The sequence below is a fragment of the Halochromatium sp. genome (assembly GCF_054919635.1).
In genome coordinates, this window is the sequence record NZ_JBUDPI010000002.1 from 22,522 (window position 1) to 39,739 (window position 17,218).

The 17,218-nt window shown below is 61.8% G+C and carries 10 protein-coding genes, 2 tRNA genes and 3 pseudogenes; 3 read left to right on the forward strand and 12 right to left on the reverse strand.

What is annotated here, in order from left to right; translation table 11 throughout:
- Positions 1-8 precede the first annotated feature (8 nt).
- Positions 9-986 carry an ABC transporter permease gene (locus ACY693_RS00380; protein WP_462319845.1) on the reverse strand — a complete coding sequence of 326 codons (978 nt, stop codon included), beginning with the start codon at positions 984-986 and terminating at the stop codon, positions 9-11.
- Positions 983-3,148, reverse strand: coding sequence for an ABC transporter substrate-binding protein (locus ACY693_RS00385; RefSeq protein WP_462319853.1), 2,166 nt, complete (start codon positions 3,146-3,148; stop codon positions 983-985). Before ACY693_RS00385 ends, ACY693_RS00380 begins: the two co-directional genes overlap by 4 nt.
- Before the next feature lie 224 nt (positions 3,149-3,372).
- On the opposite strand from ACY693_RS00385, the gene ACY693_RS00390 reads away from it, so the two are divergent.
- Positions 3,373-4,149: an enoyl-ACP reductase FabI gene (locus ACY693_RS00390; protein ID WP_462319846.1), complete on the forward strand. Its 777-nt coding sequence runs from the start codon at positions 3,373-3,375 to the stop codon at positions 4,147-4,149.
- A 266-nt stretch (positions 4,150-4,415) separates the two neighbouring features.
- Here ACY693_RS00390 and ACY693_RS00395 read toward each other — a convergent pair whose 3' ends face one another.
- The 10 genes and pseudogenes from ACY693_RS00395 to ACY693_RS00440 form a co-directional block, all read right to left on the reverse strand.
- On the reverse strand, positions 4,416-6,350 hold the full coding sequence (locus ACY693_RS00395; protein WP_462319847.1) for a SurA N-terminal domain-containing protein: 1,935 nt from the start codon (positions 6,348-6,350) through the stop codon (positions 4,416-4,418).
- A gap of 82 nt (positions 6,351-6,432) precedes the next feature.
- A tRNA-Asp gene (locus tag ACY693_RS00400) sits at positions 6,433-6,509 on the reverse strand.
- Between the two features lie 71 nt (positions 6,510-6,580).
- Positions 6,581-6,656: transfer RNA gene (locus tag ACY693_RS00405), tRNA-Val, on the reverse strand.
- Positions 6,657-6,763: 107 nt separating this feature from the next.
- Positions 6,764-7,036, reverse strand: a complete 273-nt coding sequence (locus ACY693_RS00410; protein ID WP_462319848.1) for an HU family DNA-binding protein — start codon at positions 7,034-7,036, stop codon at positions 6,764-6,766.
- A 339-nt stretch (positions 7,037-7,375) separates the two neighbouring features.
- A pseudogene (gene lon / locus ACY693_RS00415) lies at positions 7,376-9,725 on the reverse strand (endopeptidase La); the annotation flags it as partial.
- 230 nt (positions 9,726-9,955) lie between these two features.
- Positions 9,956-11,233: pseudogene (clpX, locus tag ACY693_RS00420) on the reverse strand (ATP-dependent Clp protease ATP-binding subunit ClpX).
- A gap of 209 nt (positions 11,234-11,442) precedes the next feature.
- Positions 11,443-12,081 (reverse strand): ATP-dependent Clp endopeptidase proteolytic subunit ClpP, encoded by a 639-nt coding sequence (clpP, locus tag ACY693_RS00425; RefSeq protein WP_462319854.1) that lies wholly within the window; start codon positions 12,079-12,081, stop codon positions 11,443-11,445.
- A 60-nt stretch (positions 12,082-12,141) separates the two neighbouring features.
- Entirely contained in the window at positions 12,142-13,431 is a 1,290-nt protein-coding gene (tig, locus tag ACY693_RS00430; RefSeq protein ID WP_462319849.1) for a trigger factor, read from the reverse strand.
- A gap of 77 nt (positions 13,432-13,508) precedes the next feature.
- The gene (locus ACY693_RS00435) at positions 13,509-13,823 is read right to left on the reverse strand and encodes a sel1 repeat family protein (protein WP_462319850.1); all 315 of its coding nucleotides are present in this window, start codon (positions 13,821-13,823) and stop codon (positions 13,509-13,511) included.
- A 178-nt stretch (positions 13,824-14,001) separates the two neighbouring features.
- Entirely contained in the window at positions 14,002-14,199 is a 198-nt protein-coding gene (locus ACY693_RS00440) for an Alvin_2107 family globule sulfur oxidation protein (RefSeq protein ID WP_462319851.1), read from the reverse strand.
- Between the two features lie 461 nt (positions 14,200-14,660).
- On the opposite strand from ACY693_RS00440, the pseudogene ACY693_RS00445 reads away from it, so the two are divergent.
- Positions 14,661-15,698: pseudogene (locus ACY693_RS00445) on the forward strand (AAA family ATPase); the annotation flags it as partial.
- 43 nt (positions 15,699-15,741) lie between these two features.
- On the forward strand, positions 15,742-17,157 hold the full coding sequence (locus ACY693_RS00450) for a vWA domain-containing protein (RefSeq protein ID WP_462319852.1): 1,416 nt from the start codon (positions 15,742-15,744) through the stop codon (positions 17,155-17,157).
- Positions 17,158-17,218 lie beyond the last annotated feature (61 nt).

The following is a 17,218-nucleotide window of genomic DNA, read 5'->3' on the forward strand; positions in this document are numbered from 1 at the left end:
GCGCGCCCTCAAGACAGCCGAACCCTGGGGTCGACCAGGGTGTAAGAGATGTCGGTCATGATCAGACCGATGATATAGAGCACCGAGCCGAGGAAGACCATCGCACGTACGATCGAGAAGTCCTGTCGGTTGATCGCATCGATGGTATAGCTGCCAAGGCCAGGCACGCCGAAGAAGGATTCGATGATCAGGGCCCCCATGAACAGCAGCGGCAGCACCGCGACCACCCCGGTGAGGATCGGAATCAGCGCATTGCGCAGCACATGGCGGAATAGGACCGCACGCTCGCGCAGGCCCTTGGCACGCGCAGTGCGCACATAGTCGCGATTGATCTCCTCGAGGAAGAAGGTTCGGTACAGGCGCGTGCTGCTGCCGATCCCAGCGGCGACGCCGACGACAACCGGCAAGATCAAGAACTTCAAGGCCTCGAGCCCACGGTCATAGCCCGAGATCGGCACCAGGTGAAACAGCTTGCCGATCAAGAACTGGCCGCCAATGATGTAGAAGAGCCCAGAGATCGACATCATCGCCACCAACAACACGACACTTCCGAAGTCGATATAGGTGGCACGAAAGAACACGATCATCAACGCATAGCTGACGCTGATCGCCAGCCCGACTAATAAGGTCGGTATCGCGATTGCCAAGCTCGGCCACATGCGCTGGCGGATATCGAAGCCGATATCGCGGCCGCTGTCAGACTGACCGAAGTCGAGCGCGAACAGCTTCAAGGACTTGTCGAAGAAGATGGTCTCGGTGACCTTGCCAACACCTGCGGCCTGCGCATTGTAGAGCAGCGGCTTGTCATAGCCATGCTCGGCCTTCCAGGTCTGGATGGCCTCTTCACTGACCCGTTTGTCGCCAAGCTGCATCCGCGCCATATCGTCGGGCGAATTGACGATGAAGAACAGTAGGAAGGTGATCAGGTTCACGCCGACCAGGATCGGCAGCGCATAGAGGAGGCGGCGCAGGATATACGCGCTCATCGGGCTCGACTCCGCTCGCGCCGACGCGCGACGATCAGCGCTGGGATCGCACCGACGATCAAGATCACCACCAAGGCCCCGATCGGCCAGAGTACCGGCGGGTTCCAGCGCTCACGCAGCTGCTCGCGCCGGGCGGGATCGAGTCGACGGTACTTGAGGGTGTTATTGGCCATCAGGTTCGGCTTCACATTCTGAAGCCATTGGTGGTGCAGGCTGAAGGCCTTCGGATAGAAGCCGAACGACCAGGGCGCGTCATGCTGCAGGATCGCATTCATCCGGTCGATCACCTGCTGACGCTCAGGTCCATCTTCCATGTTCTTCATCTGCTCGAATAGCGCATCGAGCTCCGGGTTCTGGTAGTTGGCCGCATTCTCGCCGCCATCGACCTTACGATTCGGTCCATAGAGCAAGAAGAAGAAGTTCTCGGGGTCCGGGTAGTCGGCGTTCCAACCCCACATGAAGACCTGACCAGTGCCTTTGCGGATCTTCTCTTGGAAGCGATTGTAGTCCGTCGCACGCACGACCAGCTCGATGCCGAGCTTGGCGAACTGCTTGCGCATCCAATTCAGCCGCGCCTTGCCGCCCGGTCCCGCGTCCATGGCCTCATAGTAGATCGTCAGCGGACGGCCGGTCTCTGGATCTCGGCCGTCCGGATAGCCGGCCTCGGCGAGCAACGCCCTGGCCTCGTGGATCGGCTTGCGTACTGCGCGGCCGTCCTCCCAGTCGAACACATAGGGGTTGATGCCGGCCTCGCCCTCGCGGTGTCCGAAGATCCCAGGCGGCAGCGGGCTTTGCCCCTGCACGCCGCGCCCGTTGGCGAAGATCGAGATGTACTCGCCAAAGTCGACCGCGATGCTGATTGCCTGGCGCAGCAACCGCGCACGCTCGGAGTCGCCGCCGAGCAGCGGATCAAGCATGTTAAAGCCCATGTACCAGATCGAGGTCTGCACCGCGGTGACCAGCTCGATGCCCTGCTGACGCATCTCATCGGTGAGGCCAGCCTCGCCTGCGGCATCGAATTGGATGGCCTGATCGAAGGCGTCCGAGCTCACGCCCGAGCTGTCGTAGAAGCCCTGCAGAAACTTGTTCCAGTACGGGATACTCTCCTGCTCGAGGCTGTAGATGGCCCGATCGATAAACGGCAATGGCTTGCCGGCATCGGCGAGCAGCCCAGCGGCTTGGTCCCCTGGCATGCCTTGGCTCGGATAGCGCTCGCCATGGAAGTTCGGATTGCGCGCGAGCACCATACGCAGGTTCGGATTGTTCTCGCTGAGCATGAACGGTCCTGTCCCGACGGGGTACCAGTCGAGGCTGAGGTTGTTCTCGCGCATCCCGATCTGCCCATAGAGGGCCTCGGCCTCCCAGGGCATGGGCGCGAAGAACGGCATCGCCAGCCAGTAGACGAACTGCGGGTAGCGACCCGCGAGCCGAATCCGATAGCGGTAACGATCCACGACCTCGGCACCCTCGAACGGGATCTGACGAAGATCGAAGAACAGTCGCTCGCCGTTCACGGGCTCGGGCGCCGCTGCGTCGATCCGCTCGCTCAGCTCGCTGAACCCAAGGATGTGGTCACTCATCAGGCTCGCGATCGGCGAGTGCAGCCAGGGCGTCGCCAGGCGCTTGATCTGATACACGTAGTCCTCGGCGACCAGCTCGCGGGCACCGGTTTCGGGCAGATCCTTCAAGGCATTGAGCTGACTGGCCCTCTGTGCATCGAGCTGATGATAGCGGTAGAGGCCATCATCGTCCTTTGCGAAGGCTGGATGCGGTTGATAGTTGATGCCCGGGGTGATCGAAATCAGATACTCACTGACTGCAATCTGCGCCGGATCAGCATCTGCCGGCAGAGGGTCTCCGTTTGCGTCGAAGTAGCGGACCTCGGGGAGCGCCTGAGCGGTGAGCGGGACAAGGGCGTAAGGGCGTTTCAGGAAGTGGTACTGCAGTGGCGGCTCGTAGACCTGCGCGATGAAGGCATACTCGTTCGAACTGTACGAGCGCACTGGGTCTAGATGCTTGGGGCGCTCGGTAAAGGCGCCGTAGAGGATGTTCTCACCCGATTGTGACTCGGGATAGGGATTGTTCCAGGGCGGCTCACCGCAGGCGCTGAGAGACAGCAGCACGACCATCGGCAGGAGCCAGGAACGGCACGCGCGCACCATCGATGCTTCCCGCGCGGGCTGAGTTTCGGTAACGTTAGGGACCGTTTCAAACATCGGCAGATTCAAGCGTTGCCAGGACATTGGCCGTAGCAGGGCCAGAGCCGACAGCAACGGCCAGCGCTAGCGGCGACGAAGCGGCGCGCTATCCTGAGGCCGCTCACCGCGCAGCGCCTGTCTGAGAGAGAATACTATCTGCCCCCATCATATCCGCATGGAGAGACTCTATGGGCTTTTTGTCCGAGAAACGTATCCTCGTCACCGGGGTTGCTAGCAATCGCTCGATCGCCTGGGGCGTCGCCCAGGCCATGCATCGCGAGGGCGCGACCTTGGCCTTCACTTATCAGGGCGAGAAGCTCAAGGGCCGGGTCGAGGACCTGGCATCCCAGTGTGACGCCGAGTTCGTCCTGCCGCTCGACGTCTCGAGCGATGAGCAGATCGATAGCTGTTTTGCCGCCCTTGGCGAGCACTGGGATGGGCTCGATGGCATCGTGCATTCCATCGCCTTCGCACCTAAGGATCAGCTCGAGGGTGATTATGTCGACAGCGTTACGCGCGAGGGGTTCGCCGCCGCCCAGGATATCAGCTCCTACAGCCTCGCCGCGCTCGCCAAGGCGGGACGACCGCTGATGCAAGGGCGCAATAGCGCTATCCTGACCATGAGCTACCTCGGCGCGGTGCGCGCTGTGCCGAATTACAACGTGATGGGGATCGCTAAGGCCAGTCTGGAGGCCAACGTGCGCTATCTGGCCGCATCGCTCGGTCCAGAAGGGACCAGGGTCAATGCCGTCTCAGCCGGGCCTATCCGCACCTTGGCGGCCGCTGGCATCGCTGATTTCCGCTCGATGTTGAAACAGGTTGAAGAGCGCACGCCGCTGCGACGCAATGTCACCATCGAAGAGGTCGGCAACGCCGGTGCCTTCCTCTGCTCCGATCTGGCATCAGGCATCACCGGCGACGTGCTCTACGTCGACACCGGCTACCACATCCTCGGCCTCGGCTGAGCGCTCAGGCAACCGGGTCCGGGCAACCGGGTTCCGGCCGCGGTCGTTCGGACCCTGCCATCGTTCAAGGAGAGGAGCTCGACCCCGGAGCTCGATCCCAGCTCTCTAGGATGAGGGCGAACGTCCAAGCCGTGTCAGCGAATCCCCTGCAGCCAATCCCCGCTTCACCCATCGGCGACATCGGCCTTCTCGCCTTGACCGTCTCTCCGAAGCAATTGCCTTGGAGCCATCTCATCGGCGCGTTCTGCGGTTGATCGGCGTTCCGTCTAGAACGGCTCGTCCGTCACCAGCGGTTTGCGCTCGATCTTCGCACGCGCCTGCATCGCCGCGAGCACCGCATCGACATCGGCAGACGCTAGCGAGCGCGTGAGCATGCCTGTCTCAGCCTCGAGCTCGGCCTCGTCGATTTGGTTCGGATCACCGTCATTCACCTCAGAAACGACCACAACAAAGGCGTCCCCAGAATCGCTTGCACTGGTGCTGCCAACGCTCAGATCGTCTCCGGCTGCCGGCCGAGGCAGCGAAAAGGCGAGCTGGGTGACCTCGAGGGGCCGCCCCGGCGCGGATCGGTCGACCTCCCCTGCCTCAACCACCTCGAAGCCCTGCGCGGCCTCAGCGAGAGCCTGTCCAGCCTCGACTTCGGCGACGATCGCCTCGGCTGAATCCTGAGCCGCTTCGGCCTTCTGCTGCGCCTTGAGCACGGTGACGATCTCATCGCGCACCTCATCAAGCGGCTTCACCGAGGGCTCATGATGCTCGGCGACACGCAGCACCAATGCCTGCAGGGCGTCGGGATCGGGCTCAAGCAGCGCGCTGTTATTGCCAAGCTCAAGCACCTCCTCACTGAAGGCGGCAGCAACCACGCGTGGATTGGCAAAGACACCTTCGCCACCGCTGCGATCGATCCACTCACTGAGCCGGACCTCGAGACCCAGGGCCTCTGCCGCAGGGATCAGGCTATCCGGCGACTCATAGGTCAGCGTGGCCAGCTGCTCGGCTTGCTCAAAGAAGACGCTTTCGGCACCGCCGCTACCGAGATCAGCAATCAGTTCGTCTTTCACCGCCTCAAAAGGCTGCGGCTCGCCGCCACGGACATCCAAGACCTCAACCAGGTGGTAGCCGAAGCGGCTGCGGACCGGCTCACTCAGGGTCTCGGGCTCGAGCGCAAAGACCGCCTGCTCGAAGGCGGGATCAAGCGTACCTCGGGCAACCCAGCCAAGGTCGCCGCCCTGACTAGCGCTGCCAGGATCTTCGGAGACCTCGGTGGCGACCTCTGCAAAGGGCTCGCCGCCGCGGATGCGCTGTTGGATCGCCTGCAAGCGCTCTCGCGTCTCGTCGAGCACGGACTGATCGGCATCGGCGGCGACAGTCAGCAGGATATGGCGAACCTCCCGCTCTTCCGGCGCTGTAAACTCCTCGAGCCGCAGCTGATACTGCTCACGCAGGCTCGCCTCGTCGATCCCCTGAGCTGGTGCGGAGAGCTCATCGGCATCCAACAAGAGATAACTAATCCTCACCTGCTCCGACGTTGCGAACTGATTCGGATGCTCGTCGTAGTAGGCAGCAATGGCCGCATCGGTTGGCGGCTCGACGGCGTCTTCGAAGGACGCACTTGGCACGCTGACGTAGGATACTCTTCGTTCTTGATGCACCAGACTCGCGCTTCGCTTGGCTAAAGCGTCCGTGGCGAATGCCGTCTCTCGGATCGCACGGGGAAGCTGAGTGACCAACAGCTCGCTGCGCAGGGATGCCTCATAGGCCGCCGGCGTGAGCCCCTGCAGTTGCAGCACCCGCTCGTACTGCGCGTTGGAGAAGGCGCCATCCTGCTGGAAGGCCGGCTCACTAAGAATCGCGGCACGAATCGCCTGATCGGAGGTCCGCAGCCCCATGGCCTCAGACTCGGCCAAGAGCAAGGTCTCGCGGATCATCCGCTCGAACACCTGCTCGCGAATCCGTTGGTCATCGAACAGGGCCGGATCATAGGCATCGCCTAACCGGTCCCGCAGCTGGATGCGAGTGCGGTTGACATTCTGGTTGAAGGCGCGCTCGGTGATCTCAGTGCCGTTCACAGTCGCAACGACAGACTCAGCACCGCCGCCGAAGTAGGAGTCGATGCCCCAGAAGGCAAACGGGATCGTGATAAGGATGACGATGGCCCAGGCAACCCAACCCTGTGCGCGTTCTCGAATCTCCTGCAACATAACTCGTAGGACTCAGCGTGCGCGGGAATGACAGGACAAATGAAAACGGGGTACCCAGCCTGGATACCCCGTATCGAAGAGATGGCGGAGTGGACGGGACTCGAACCCGCGACCCCCGGCGTGACAGGCCGGTATTCTAACCAACTGAACTACCACTCCACAAAATTGTTATGTCGACCCCTAGGCCTCATCGTCATCGTCAGGGACCTCACAACCAGGGATGTTCTGGTTGGTGGGTGCTGCAGGGATCGAACCTGCGACCCTCGCCTTGTAAGGGCGATGCTCTCCCAGCTGAGCTAAGCACCCCGGATGAACAGGCTCCAACTGGAGGCTTGCTCGAAAGGCAGCCGACATATCTTCGGGGTCGCGACTTCGTCAGTGCAACATCGACGATGTAGCCCCAAACGAAGCGATCATTGTATCGCGTCTTTGAGCGCTTTACCAGCCTTAAACGTCGGGTTTTTTGAGGCAGCGATCTGGATCGTGGCCCCAGTCTGAGGATTGCGTCCGGTTCTTGCGGCACGCTCCTTCACCGTGAAGGTCCCAAAGCCGATGATCGACACAGAATCGCCGTTCTTGAGTGTTGCTGCGACGGAGTCAGTGAGCGCATCTAGGGCACGCGCTGCCGCCGACTTTGGGATGTCCGCCGCCTCGGCCATCGCGTCAACAAGTTCTGATTTATTCATTTGGGCCCCCCTGTTTTGGCCCCGGACCTTGGAGCCAACTGTCGTTATTACAAAAATACCGCGGATCGGAGCGTCAACCGCCCGACCCGCAACCATGCTGGCAGCAACGAGCTCGCCTCATCCTGAGGCCGGATTGTTAAGTAGGACCCAAGAGGTGTCAACCTAATTACCCGCAGATTCGCCTGCTCGGCGAGCATTCACGGCACTCGAGCCGTGAATGCCAGACCATTATGCCCCCTCAGTGATGGGTGCGAATGCCGGCTTCGGGCTTCTTGCTGTCCTCGACTGGAGGTGCTGCCTCTTGCGGGGCATCCTCTTCTTCCGAGCGTGGCGCCGGGCGGGCCGCAAGGGCGAGCTCGAGCACCTCATCGATCCAGCGCACCGGCCGGATGTCGAGGCTTTGCTTGATGTTCTTCGGAATCTCAACCAGATCACGCTCGTTCTCGTGCGGGATCAGCACCTGCACGATCCCACCCCGATGCGCAGCGAGCAACTTCTCCTTCAGGCCGCCGATCGGCAGCACCTCTCCTCGCAGCGTGATCTCACCGGTCATCGCGACGCTCGAGCGCACTGGCACGTTGGTCAGCGCCGACACCAAGGCGGTGCCCATCGCCACGCCAGCACTGGGCCCGTCTTTCGGCGTCGCCCCCTCAGGCACATGGATGTGGATGTCGTACTTCTGATGGAAATCGGGATCAATGCCAAGCGAGTCGGCACGCGCGCGCACCACCGTCAGCGCTGCCTGGATCGACTCCTGCATCACATCGCCAAGCTGCCCGGTGAAGGTGAACTTGCCCTTGCCGGGCACCAAGGCCGCTTCGATGCGCAGGAGCTCGCCCCCGACCTCGGTCCAGGCCAGACCAGTGACTTGGCCCACCTGATCGTGCTCGTCGGCAAGGCCGAAGCGGAAGCGGCGGACACCGAGGTATTTGTCCAGGGATTTGGCCGTGACGGTGATGCTGTTCTCGCGCTTCTTGACCAGGATCTCCTTGACCACCTTGCGACAGATCTTCGAGATCTCGCGCTCGAGATTCCGCACACCGGCCTCGCGGGTGTAGTAGCGGATCAGATCACGCAGCGCAGCCTCGCGGATCGTCAGCTCACCGCGCTTGAGCCCGTTGTTTTTCATCTGCTTCGGGATCAGATAGCGCTCGGCGATGTTGATCTTCTCGTCCTCGGTGTAGCCCGAGAGACGGATCACCTCCATGCGGTCGAGCAGCGCTGGGGGGATATTCAGCGTATTGGCAGTGGCGACGAACATCACCTCGGAGAGATCGAAGTCGACCTCGAGATAATGGTCGTTGAAGGTGTGGTTCTGCTCCGGGTCCAGCACCTCGAGCAGCGCCGAGGCCGGGTCACCGCGGAAGTCCATCGCCATCTTGTCGATCTCGTCGAGCAAGAAGAACGAGTTGCGCGAACCAGACTTGGACAGATTTTGGATGATCTTACCCGGCAGTGCACCGATGTAGGTACGCCGATGGCCGCGGATCTCGGCCTCGTCACGGACGCCACCCAGGGACATGCGCACGAATTTGCGATTGGTCGCACGCGCGATTGATTGCCCGAGCGAGGTCTTGCCGACGCCCGGCGGACCGACCAGACAGAGGATCGGTCCCTTGAGCTTGCGCACCCGTTGCTGCACGGCCAGGTACTCGGTGATGCGCTCCTTGACCTTCTCGAGCCCGTAGTGATCGGTATCCAGAACCTTCTCAGCAACGCTGACATCGTTGCGGATACGCGTGCGCTTCTTCCAAGGCACCGAGACGAGGGTGTCGATGTAATTGCGGACAACCGTCGCCTCGGCTGACATCGGCGACATCAGTTTCAGCTTGTTCAGCTCGGCGTTCGCCTTCTCCTTTACGTCTTTGGGCATCCCAGCCTCTTCGATGCGCTTGCCGAGGTCTTCAAGCTCGTTGGGCGCATCCTCGAGCTCACCGAGCTCCTTCTGGATGGCCTTCATCTGCTCGTTCAGATAGTACTCGCGCTGGTTCTTCTCCATCTGCCGCTTGACACGACCGCGGATGCGCTTCTCCATCTGGAGGATGTCGTTCTCCGACTCCATAAGGCCCATCAGATGCTCGAGGCGCTGCTGCACGTCGACCATCTCGAGCACATGCTGCTTTTCGTCGAGCTTCAGCGACATATGTGCCGCCATGGTATCGGCCAGGCGGCTGGCCTCGTCGATGCTCGCCAGCGAGGTGAGCACCTCTGGCGGCACCTTCTTGTTCAGCTTCACGTACTGATCGAATAGCGCCACGGCCGAGCGCATCAGGACCTCTTGCTCACGCTCGTCGGCCTCGAGCGTCTCGGCAAGCGGTGCGACCGTCGCGCTAAACGCGTCTGCGGTCGAGAGATAGCGGCTCGCCTTCGCGCGTTGATGGCCCTCGACCAGGACCTTGACCGTCCCATCGGGAAGCTTCAACAGCTGCAGCACGTTGGCCAGGGTACCGATCTCATGCAGGTCCTTGACCGAGGGATCATCGACATCGGCATTCTTCTGCGCGACCAGCAGGATCTGCTTATCGCTAGTCATGGCCGCATCGAGCGCCTTGATCGACTTATCGCGACCGACGAAGAGTGGAATCACCATGTGCGGATACACGACGACGTCGCGTAGCGGTAGCACTGGAATGGCCTGACCTGATTCCCGTGCGTCGAGGACTTTAGGGTCCGAGTCAATCTTGCCCATATTGCTGTGCTCGTGATCTAACGCCCCTCGACCCGATCAGCGTCTGGCCTGATGGTGGGGGTCGAGAAGGCGGGTTTGGCATAAACGCCCTACTGAGAGGGAGGTTAGGGCAGCATCAAAGCGGTTCAATCGATCGCGGTGAGACTGAGGCTCGATGCGGTCGCAGAGCCGTCGGCGAGCGCAGCCAAGCTCGACGCGCTCGGGGCTGAGGCCGCTTCGGCGTGGCGCTATCAGTCGGAGGAGGCAACGCGTGGCTGTTCGCCACCATCGTAGATCATCAGGGGCGGGCTTTCGCCATTGACCACCGATGCATCGACGACGACCTTACTGACATCATCGATCGAGGGCAGGTCGTACATGGTATCGAGCAGCACCTGCTCCATGATGGTGCGCAGACCGCGAGCGCCGGTCTTGCGCTCCATCGCCTTCGTGGCAATGGCCCGCAACGCATCATCGCGCAGCTCGAGCTCGCAACCCTCCATCTCGAACAGCCGCGCATATTGCTTGGTCAAGGCGTGCTTGGGCTCGGTCAGGATGCGAATCTGTGCCGCTTGATCCAGCTCTTCGAGGGTCGCCCTCACCGGCAACCGGCCGACGACCTCGGGGATCAGGCCCTAGCGGAGCCGGTCCGCCGGCTCGACGTGACTCAGCAGCTCGCCAATGGCTCGATCATCGCTCTTGCTGTGAACCTCGGCCGAGAAGCCAATGCCTGTCTTCTTCGAGCGCTCCCGAATCACCTTGTCGAGCCCGGCAAAGGCGCCGCCAACGATGAATAGGATGTTGCTGGTGTCGACCTGCAGAAACTCCTGCTGCGGATGCTTGCGCCCGCCCTGCGGCGGGACCGAGGCGATCGTGCCTTCGATGAGCTTCAGCAGCGCCTGCTGGACACCCTCGCCCGAGACGTCGCGCGTGATCGAGGGGTTATCGGACTTGCGCGAGATCTTATCGATCTCATCGATATAGACGATGCCGCTCTGTGCCTTCTCGACATCGTAGTCACACTTCTGCAGCAGCTTCTGGATGATGTTCTCGACATCTTCACCGACGTATCCCGCCTCGGTGAGGGTCGTCGCGTCGGCAATGGTAAAGGGCACATTGAGAAGACGCGCTAGGGTCTCAGCCAGTAGCGTCTTGCCGGAGCCAGTCGGTCCAATCAGTAGGATATTGCTCTTTGAGATCTCGATATCTTCCTTGGCATCCGAGACCTCGAGACGTTTGTAGTGGTTGTACACCGCGACCGAGAGGACCTTCTTCGCGTTCTCTTGGCCGATCACAAACTCGTCAAGCGACAGGTTGATCTCGCGCGGCTTCGGCAGGCGACTGGTGGCCTCGCCGAGGCCCTCCTGCATCTCTTCCCGGATGATGTCGTTGCAAAGCTCGACGCATTCGTCACAGATGAAGACCGACGGACCCGCGATCAGCTTGCGCACCTCGTGCTGACTCTTGCCGCAGAACGAGCAATAGAGAAGCTTTCCTTCATCGCTCTTTCCATGGGTGTTTCCGCTCATAGATCATCTCTCCGGGATAGGCGCTGCGGGGCCGGAAGGCAATAGGATGGGCAGGCTTGACACGGTGGGCCACCTGACTTTGCTCGATCATAACCTGTCAAGGCCAGATGGCAACCGCGCATCTAGACCTGCGTCAGGATATAGGTCATTGCAAGCAGGTTACCAACTCCGAACAGGTGACCAACGCCAAAATCGAGGCCGCCCCGGTCTCACTCGGCAGGCTTGGAGCGCGCATCAAGCACCTTGTCGATCAGCCCGTAAGCGACCGCATCCTCACCGCCCATGAAACGGTCACGCTCGGTATCGTCGGCGATACGCTCGATGGGCTGCCCGGTATGATGCGACAAGATCTTGTTGAGCTGCTCGCGCGCGTGCAGGATCTCCCGCGCGTGGATATCGATGTCGCTCGCTTGCCCTTGGAAGCCCCCGAGCGGCTGGTGAATCATGATCCTCGAATGCGGCAGGCAGAAGCGCTTGCCAGCGGCGCCGCCGGCGAGCAAGAGCGCGCCCATGCTCGCCGCCTGGCCAACGCACATGGTGCTGACCTCCGGGCGAACGAACTGCATGGTGTCGTAGATGGCCAAGCCAGCGGTCACCGAGCCGCCAGGCGAATTAATATAGAAGTGGATGTCTTTATCGGGGTTCTCCGACTCCAAAAACAGCAGCTGGGCCAAGACGAGATTGGCCACATGATCGTCGACCGGGCCAACCAGGAAGACGACTCGCTCCTTGAGGAGCCTGGAGAAGATATCAAAGGAGCGCTCGCCGCGAGCAGTTTGCTCAACCACCACGGGGACCAGTCCTAGCGCATGCGGATCGGGGCGCCGATCGGCGTTGTCGATGTTCATCGTCATTTGGGGCTCAGCTTAATTAGGAGATCAGCGTTAGGAGATCAGCGAAAACCGCGCTCACTGCTGGGATGTCAGCTCACTGAAGCTGATGGACTCATCGGTGACTTCGAGCTGCTCGAGCACATGCTCGACAACCAGGTCCTCGAGCACAACGGACTCGATCGTTGCCAATCGTCGACGATCAGCATAGTAATAGTCGATGACGGCCTGCGGGTCGTCATAGGTTGCGGCCATCTCCTCAACGGTCGCGCGCACGCGCTCGTCATCCGGCGACAGCTCATTCTGTTTCACCAGCTCTCCGACAACAAGACCGAGCGCAACCCGTCGCCGGGCGTCATCGGCAAAGATCTCGTCGGGCAGCTTGATCTCCGATCCGCCGCCGAGGTTCTGAGTCATCTGCTGTCGCAGCGACTCGATCTCCTCGGTGATGAGCGCCTCGGGCACCGAGATCGGATTGGCGTCCAGCAACAGATCCATCACCTGGTTCTTAACCCGAGCCTTGACCCGCTCCGAGCGCTCGCGCTCAAGGTTCGAGCGCACCTCAGAGCGGAAACGCTCGAGATCGCCGTCTTCGACGCCGAACTCAGCGACGAGCTCGGCGTCGATCTCCGGCAACACCGGCTCTTCAACGGTCTTGACCGTCACCTCGAACTGGGCCGGCTTTCCGGCCAGGGCTTGCTGTGGATACTCCTCCGGGAAGGTCACATCCAGCTTGCGCTGCTCGCCGGCTGTTGCGCCGATGAGCTGCTCCTCGAAGCCGGGGATGAAGCGGCCAGCCCCGATCTCGAGCTGAACCCCCTCGCTGCGACCGCCTTCGAAGGCCTCACCGTCGATCTGACCCTCGAAATCGACCACGATGCGGTCACCCGTCACTGCCGCTCGATCAACCCCCTGCCAACGCTTGCGCTGCTGGCGCAGGCGCTCGATCGTCTCCTCGACATCGGCGTCGGTCACCTCGACCTGCGGCCGAACCAAGGAGCGACCTTCGAGTGAGGTCAGCGTCACCTCGGGCAGGACCTCAAACTCAGCAACATAGGCATAGCGACCGGCAGACTGGTCAAGGTCAGGCTCAATCTCCGGACGCCCCGCGGGGCGTAGCTCAGCCTCAGCGACGGCTTGCGGGAAACTTGTCTCGACGCGCTCGCCAAACACCTCCATCCGCACCGAGTCGCCGTAGCGCTGACGCAGCATGCGCATAGGCACCTTGCCCGGCCTAAAGCCTGGCAGGCGCGCGGAGCGCGCATAATTCTGTAACCTTTTTTCGATCTCCTGCTCGATATCCTCAGCAGGAAGCTCGACCTTCAAACGACGTGTGAGACCGTCCCCGGCCTCGACCGATACTTGCATTGTTGTCCTCCGGCGATGGTGCCGGCAGCACCGAGAAAACACGCAAAAATAGCACTAAAGGCCGGATGAGGCCATGCCTAGTCGGAATCGACCAGCTGAAGTGAGGGCTTGGCGCGCAATCGCTTAGCCGCCTGGTACTCGTCGTCGGTCATCTGGCTGCCAACGACGTTACGCAACAGCTCGGCGTCTCGATCGCCTCGGTCGACCGCCAGCGAGAGCCAGTAGTGCGCTTGCGCCAGATCGATCGTGACACCGCGGCCCTCAGCGTAGATGAGACCGAGCGCGTAGAAGGCATCAACCTCGCCGAGCGCTGCCGCGTCGCGAACTCGCTGCACGGTGCTCGGGTCGTTACGCAGCAGCACCAGGTCTTTGAGGTAGCTATTATCCGCCATCAGGACTCGGTACCCGCAAATTGTTCCCGCCTATTCGATCTAGTAAGGCCATTCCACCAGGATCGACAAAGAAGGCGGGAAGCCCCGCCTTGCAACGCCCACAAGGGATAGCGGCGGCTCTGAGGCCCGCCTCATACCGAGACGACCGGCAGCTGCCGGTCGATGCTGATGGCTCTGCTTAGCCCTTGGCCCACTTAGAGAAGTTGTCGGTGCTCTTCTCCTCGCCATCGGTATATCCAGCCTCGTAGGCCTCGGTGAGTCGCTGCTCCTCGCGCTTCGGGTTCTGCAGGAAGCCGCATTGCCAGCCCTGGATGTACTCGTCGTCGACGCCGAGCTGCTCCATCTTGGTGACAGCGTCATAGTAGAATTGGTTCATTGTCCACTCTCCGGTCAGCTATTGAGATTCGGTTGCAAATCTTGTTGGTTGCGACTGCGATCGAGCGTCCGGCAGCCGCCTGAGACAAGCCCTTGACGGGAGCTCCTCGGACCGGTTGCCGAAGCGCCTCGCGCGCAGGGGGTCTCCACAACGCGCATTCACCCAAATCTGGCTTAACGGATAAGAATACCGCTTCTTTCTAATACATACCAGCACTTGAGCCGATTGGATCGGCCTCGCGCCGCGGGCTGCCGATAGCAGCTGAAGACACCGGCTGAGAACACGGAGCAGGCACCCCGCTTGCGATTGCCAGTCGGACAACCCAACCTGTGAGAGCAGTGGTATTGGTTGGGAGGGTCTCATGGTCGCGAGATCCGCCCCAGCAGCGCCGAGCAGCACCAAGCACTAGCACCAAGTCCAGCGGCACCGAGTCTGAATTGACGATAGGAGACCCCTCGATTATGCGTCCCGCTCAGTTGTTATCCGTTCTCGAGCGCGAGCTCACTAGCGCCGCCGAGGGGCATCATACGCCGGTCATGCTCTGGGGGCCGCCAGGGGTCGGCAAGTCACAGATGATCGCGCTGGTCGCCGAGCGTCATCAGGTCCCTATGATCGACATCCGGCTCTCGCAGATGGAGCCCAGCGATCTGCGCGGCATTCCCTTTCGGGTCGACCAGCATGTGGAGTGGGCGATCCCCGCTTTGCTCCCGAGCAAAGAGCGACACGGCGAGGCCGGTATCCTTTTCCTGGACGAAATCACCTCAGCCCCTCCTGCCGTCTCTGCCGCGGCCTACCAATTGATCCTCGATCGCCGACTGGGCGAATACCAGGTCCCCGACCATTGGGCGATCTTCGCCGCTGGCAATCGGCAAGGCGACCGCGGCGTCACCTACAGCATGCCGGCACCGCTGGCAAACCGCTTTTCACACTTCGAGGTCGACACACACCTCGATGACTGGGTGGCCTGGGCCTACCACAAGGGGATCGATGAGCGCATCATCGGCTTCCTGCGCTTCCGTCCCGAGCTCCTATTCGACTTCGACCCCGCCCATAATCCGGTCGCCTTTCCGTCGCCACGTTCCTGGGAGTTCGCTCACCGCGCGTTGCAGAAGTTTCAGGATGATCCGCAGCTGCTGCAGGGCACACTGCAGGCCTGTGTCGGCCCTGCTGCGGGCATCGAGCTGTCCGCCTTCGTCGCTAGCATCGATCAGATGCCCGATCTTGACGCCATCTGTCGCGGTGAGACGGTCCCTGTACCGAGCGAGATCGATCTTCAGTACGCCGTCGCAGCAGCCCTGGTCGGCAAGGCGATCCGCGCCCGCGGCAGCGCCGAACAGCAGACCCTGATCGGCAACATCCTGGTCTATGCCGAGCGCTTCCCGCAGCGCGAGATGGGTGTGATGCTGGTGTCCGATCTGCACCGCGCCATCGGCAGCGAGCTGTTCGAAGTGCCGGCCTTCGCCGACTGGGCCAATGCCATCGCGGACGTCATGCTCTATAACTCGCGCTTGTTTCACGGTAACCGCTCGAACCAGGACCTCCATGGCTGCAGATTTCATCGGCGACATCCACACCCATCCCCAAGGGTATTGTCCAAGCGAGGTCGCGCCCGGTCTCGACGCTCAGGACCTGCACGCGATCGAGACCAAGCTCTCGTCTGCGAGGACGCGGCTGATTCTGGACAAGCCCTTTCTCGGCGCCCTGGTGCTGCGTCTGCCGATGCAGGCCGCCAACAGCGACTGGTGCCCAACCACGGCCACCGACGCCCGCGCCTTCTACTACAACCCCGAATACATCGACGCCCTGTCCCTGGACGAGACCCAGTTCATGCTCGCGCATGAGGCGCTGCACTGCGCCCTCTCCCACTTCGCGCGCCGGCAACACCGTGTCAAGCACCGTTGGGACCTGGCCTGCGACTACGCCATCAACCCGCTACTGGTCGATGACGGTCTGAAGCCGCCGCCAAACGCGCTGCTGATGCCGATGTACAAGGGCATGACCGCCGAGGAGATCTATCCGCTGCTCGACGACAACGATCAATCGGAGACCCTCGACACCCATGCCTACGATCGTGATGCCGAGGGCCAAGGTCAGCATGCGGGGATGGATGAGCGCGATCTCCAGGATCAGCAGCGCCAGAGCAACGCCAGCGAAGGACAGCAGGACCAGGGGGAAAGTCAGGGTCAGCCCCAGCAGGGCCAGGGTCAGGCTCAGGGGCAGGATCAGCGCCAGCAAGCAAACGAGCCCCGCAGTCGACCCGATCATGGCAGGCAAGAGGCCGAGCCCATCCCCGATGCCAGCACCGCGCCACCACCACTGACCCCGGATGAGCAAGAAACCCTGCAGGTGCAGTGGCAGCAGCGCATGGCCGGCGCCGCTCAACAGGCGATGCAGGCTGGTCGGTTAGGCGGCGAGCTCAAGCGCATGATCGACCATCTGCTGCAGCCGCAGCTGCCCTGGCGGATGCTGCTGGCGCGCTACATGAACGCCCTCTCACGCCACGACTATAGCTGGTCGCGGCCATCGCGCCGCGAGGGTGAGCACATCCTGCCCAGCCTGCGCAGCCAACGCATCGATCTGATCGTCGCGGTCGATACCTCTGGCTCGATCAAGGACGCTGAGGTGCAGGAGTTCATCGACGAGATCGACGCCCTCAAGGCGCAGGTCCAGGCGCAGGTCACACTACTGCCTTGTGACAGCGCACTTGCACCGGGCGCACCGTTTCGCTTCGAGCCCTGGGAGCGTTTCGAGCGTCCGCGCGATCTCATCGGCGGTGGTGGCACCAACTTCAGGCCGGTGTTCCAATGGGTCGATGCGCAGGGACTGAGCCCAGACCTGCTGGTGTATTTCACCGATGCGCAAGGCGCCTTCCCCGAGTCTGAGCCGCCCTACCCGGTGATCTGGCTGGTCAAGGGGCGCGGTGAGGTACCCTGGGGCCAGCGGGTGCAGCTGAACTGATGGCCGCGTTGGCGGCCGAATGGGAGGTTGCAGTGGAAAGCCAAACCGAGGCGCTATGTTG

Excerpts from the sequence above, each read along its gene's own strand:
- clpP (WP_462319854.1), bottom strand. The coding sequence starts at position 12,081 with ATGAACATCGACAACGCCGATCGGCGCCCCGATCCGCATGCGCTAGGA.
- ACY693_RS00450 (WP_462319852.1), top strand. The coding sequence starts at position 15,742 with ATGGCTGCAGATTTCATCGGCGACATCCACACCCATCCCCAAGGGTAT.
- ACY693_RS00385 (WP_462319853.1), bottom strand. The coding sequence starts at position 3,148 with ATGGTGCGCGCGTGCCGTTCCTGGCTCCTGCCGATGGTCGTGCTGCTG.
- ACY693_RS00440 (WP_462319851.1), bottom strand. The coding sequence starts at position 14,199 with ATGAACCAATTCTACTATGACGCTGTCACCAAGATGGAGCAGCTCGGC.
- ACY693_RS00380 (WP_462319845.1), bottom strand. The coding sequence starts at position 986 with ATGAGCGCGTATATCCTGCGCCGCCTCCTCTATGCGCTGCCGATCCTG.
- ACY693_RS00390 (WP_462319846.1), top strand. The coding sequence starts at position 3,373 with ATGGGCTTTTTGTCCGAGAAACGTATCCTCGTCACCGGGGTTGCTAGC.
- ACY693_RS00435 (WP_462319850.1), bottom strand. The coding sequence starts at position 13,823 with ATGGCGGATAATAGCTACCTCAAAGACCTGGTGCTGCTGCGTAACGAC.
- ACY693_RS00395 (WP_462319847.1), bottom strand. The coding sequence starts at position 6,350 with ATGTTGCAGGAGATTCGAGAACGCGCACAGGGTTGGGTTGCCTGGGCC.
- ACY693_RS00410 (WP_462319848.1), bottom strand. The coding sequence starts at position 7,036 with ATGAATAAATCAGAACTTGTTGACGCGATGGCCGAGGCGGCGGACATC.
- tig (WP_462319849.1), bottom strand. The coding sequence starts at position 13,431 with ATGCAAGTATCGGTCGAGGCCGGGGACGGTCTCACACGTCGTTTGAAG.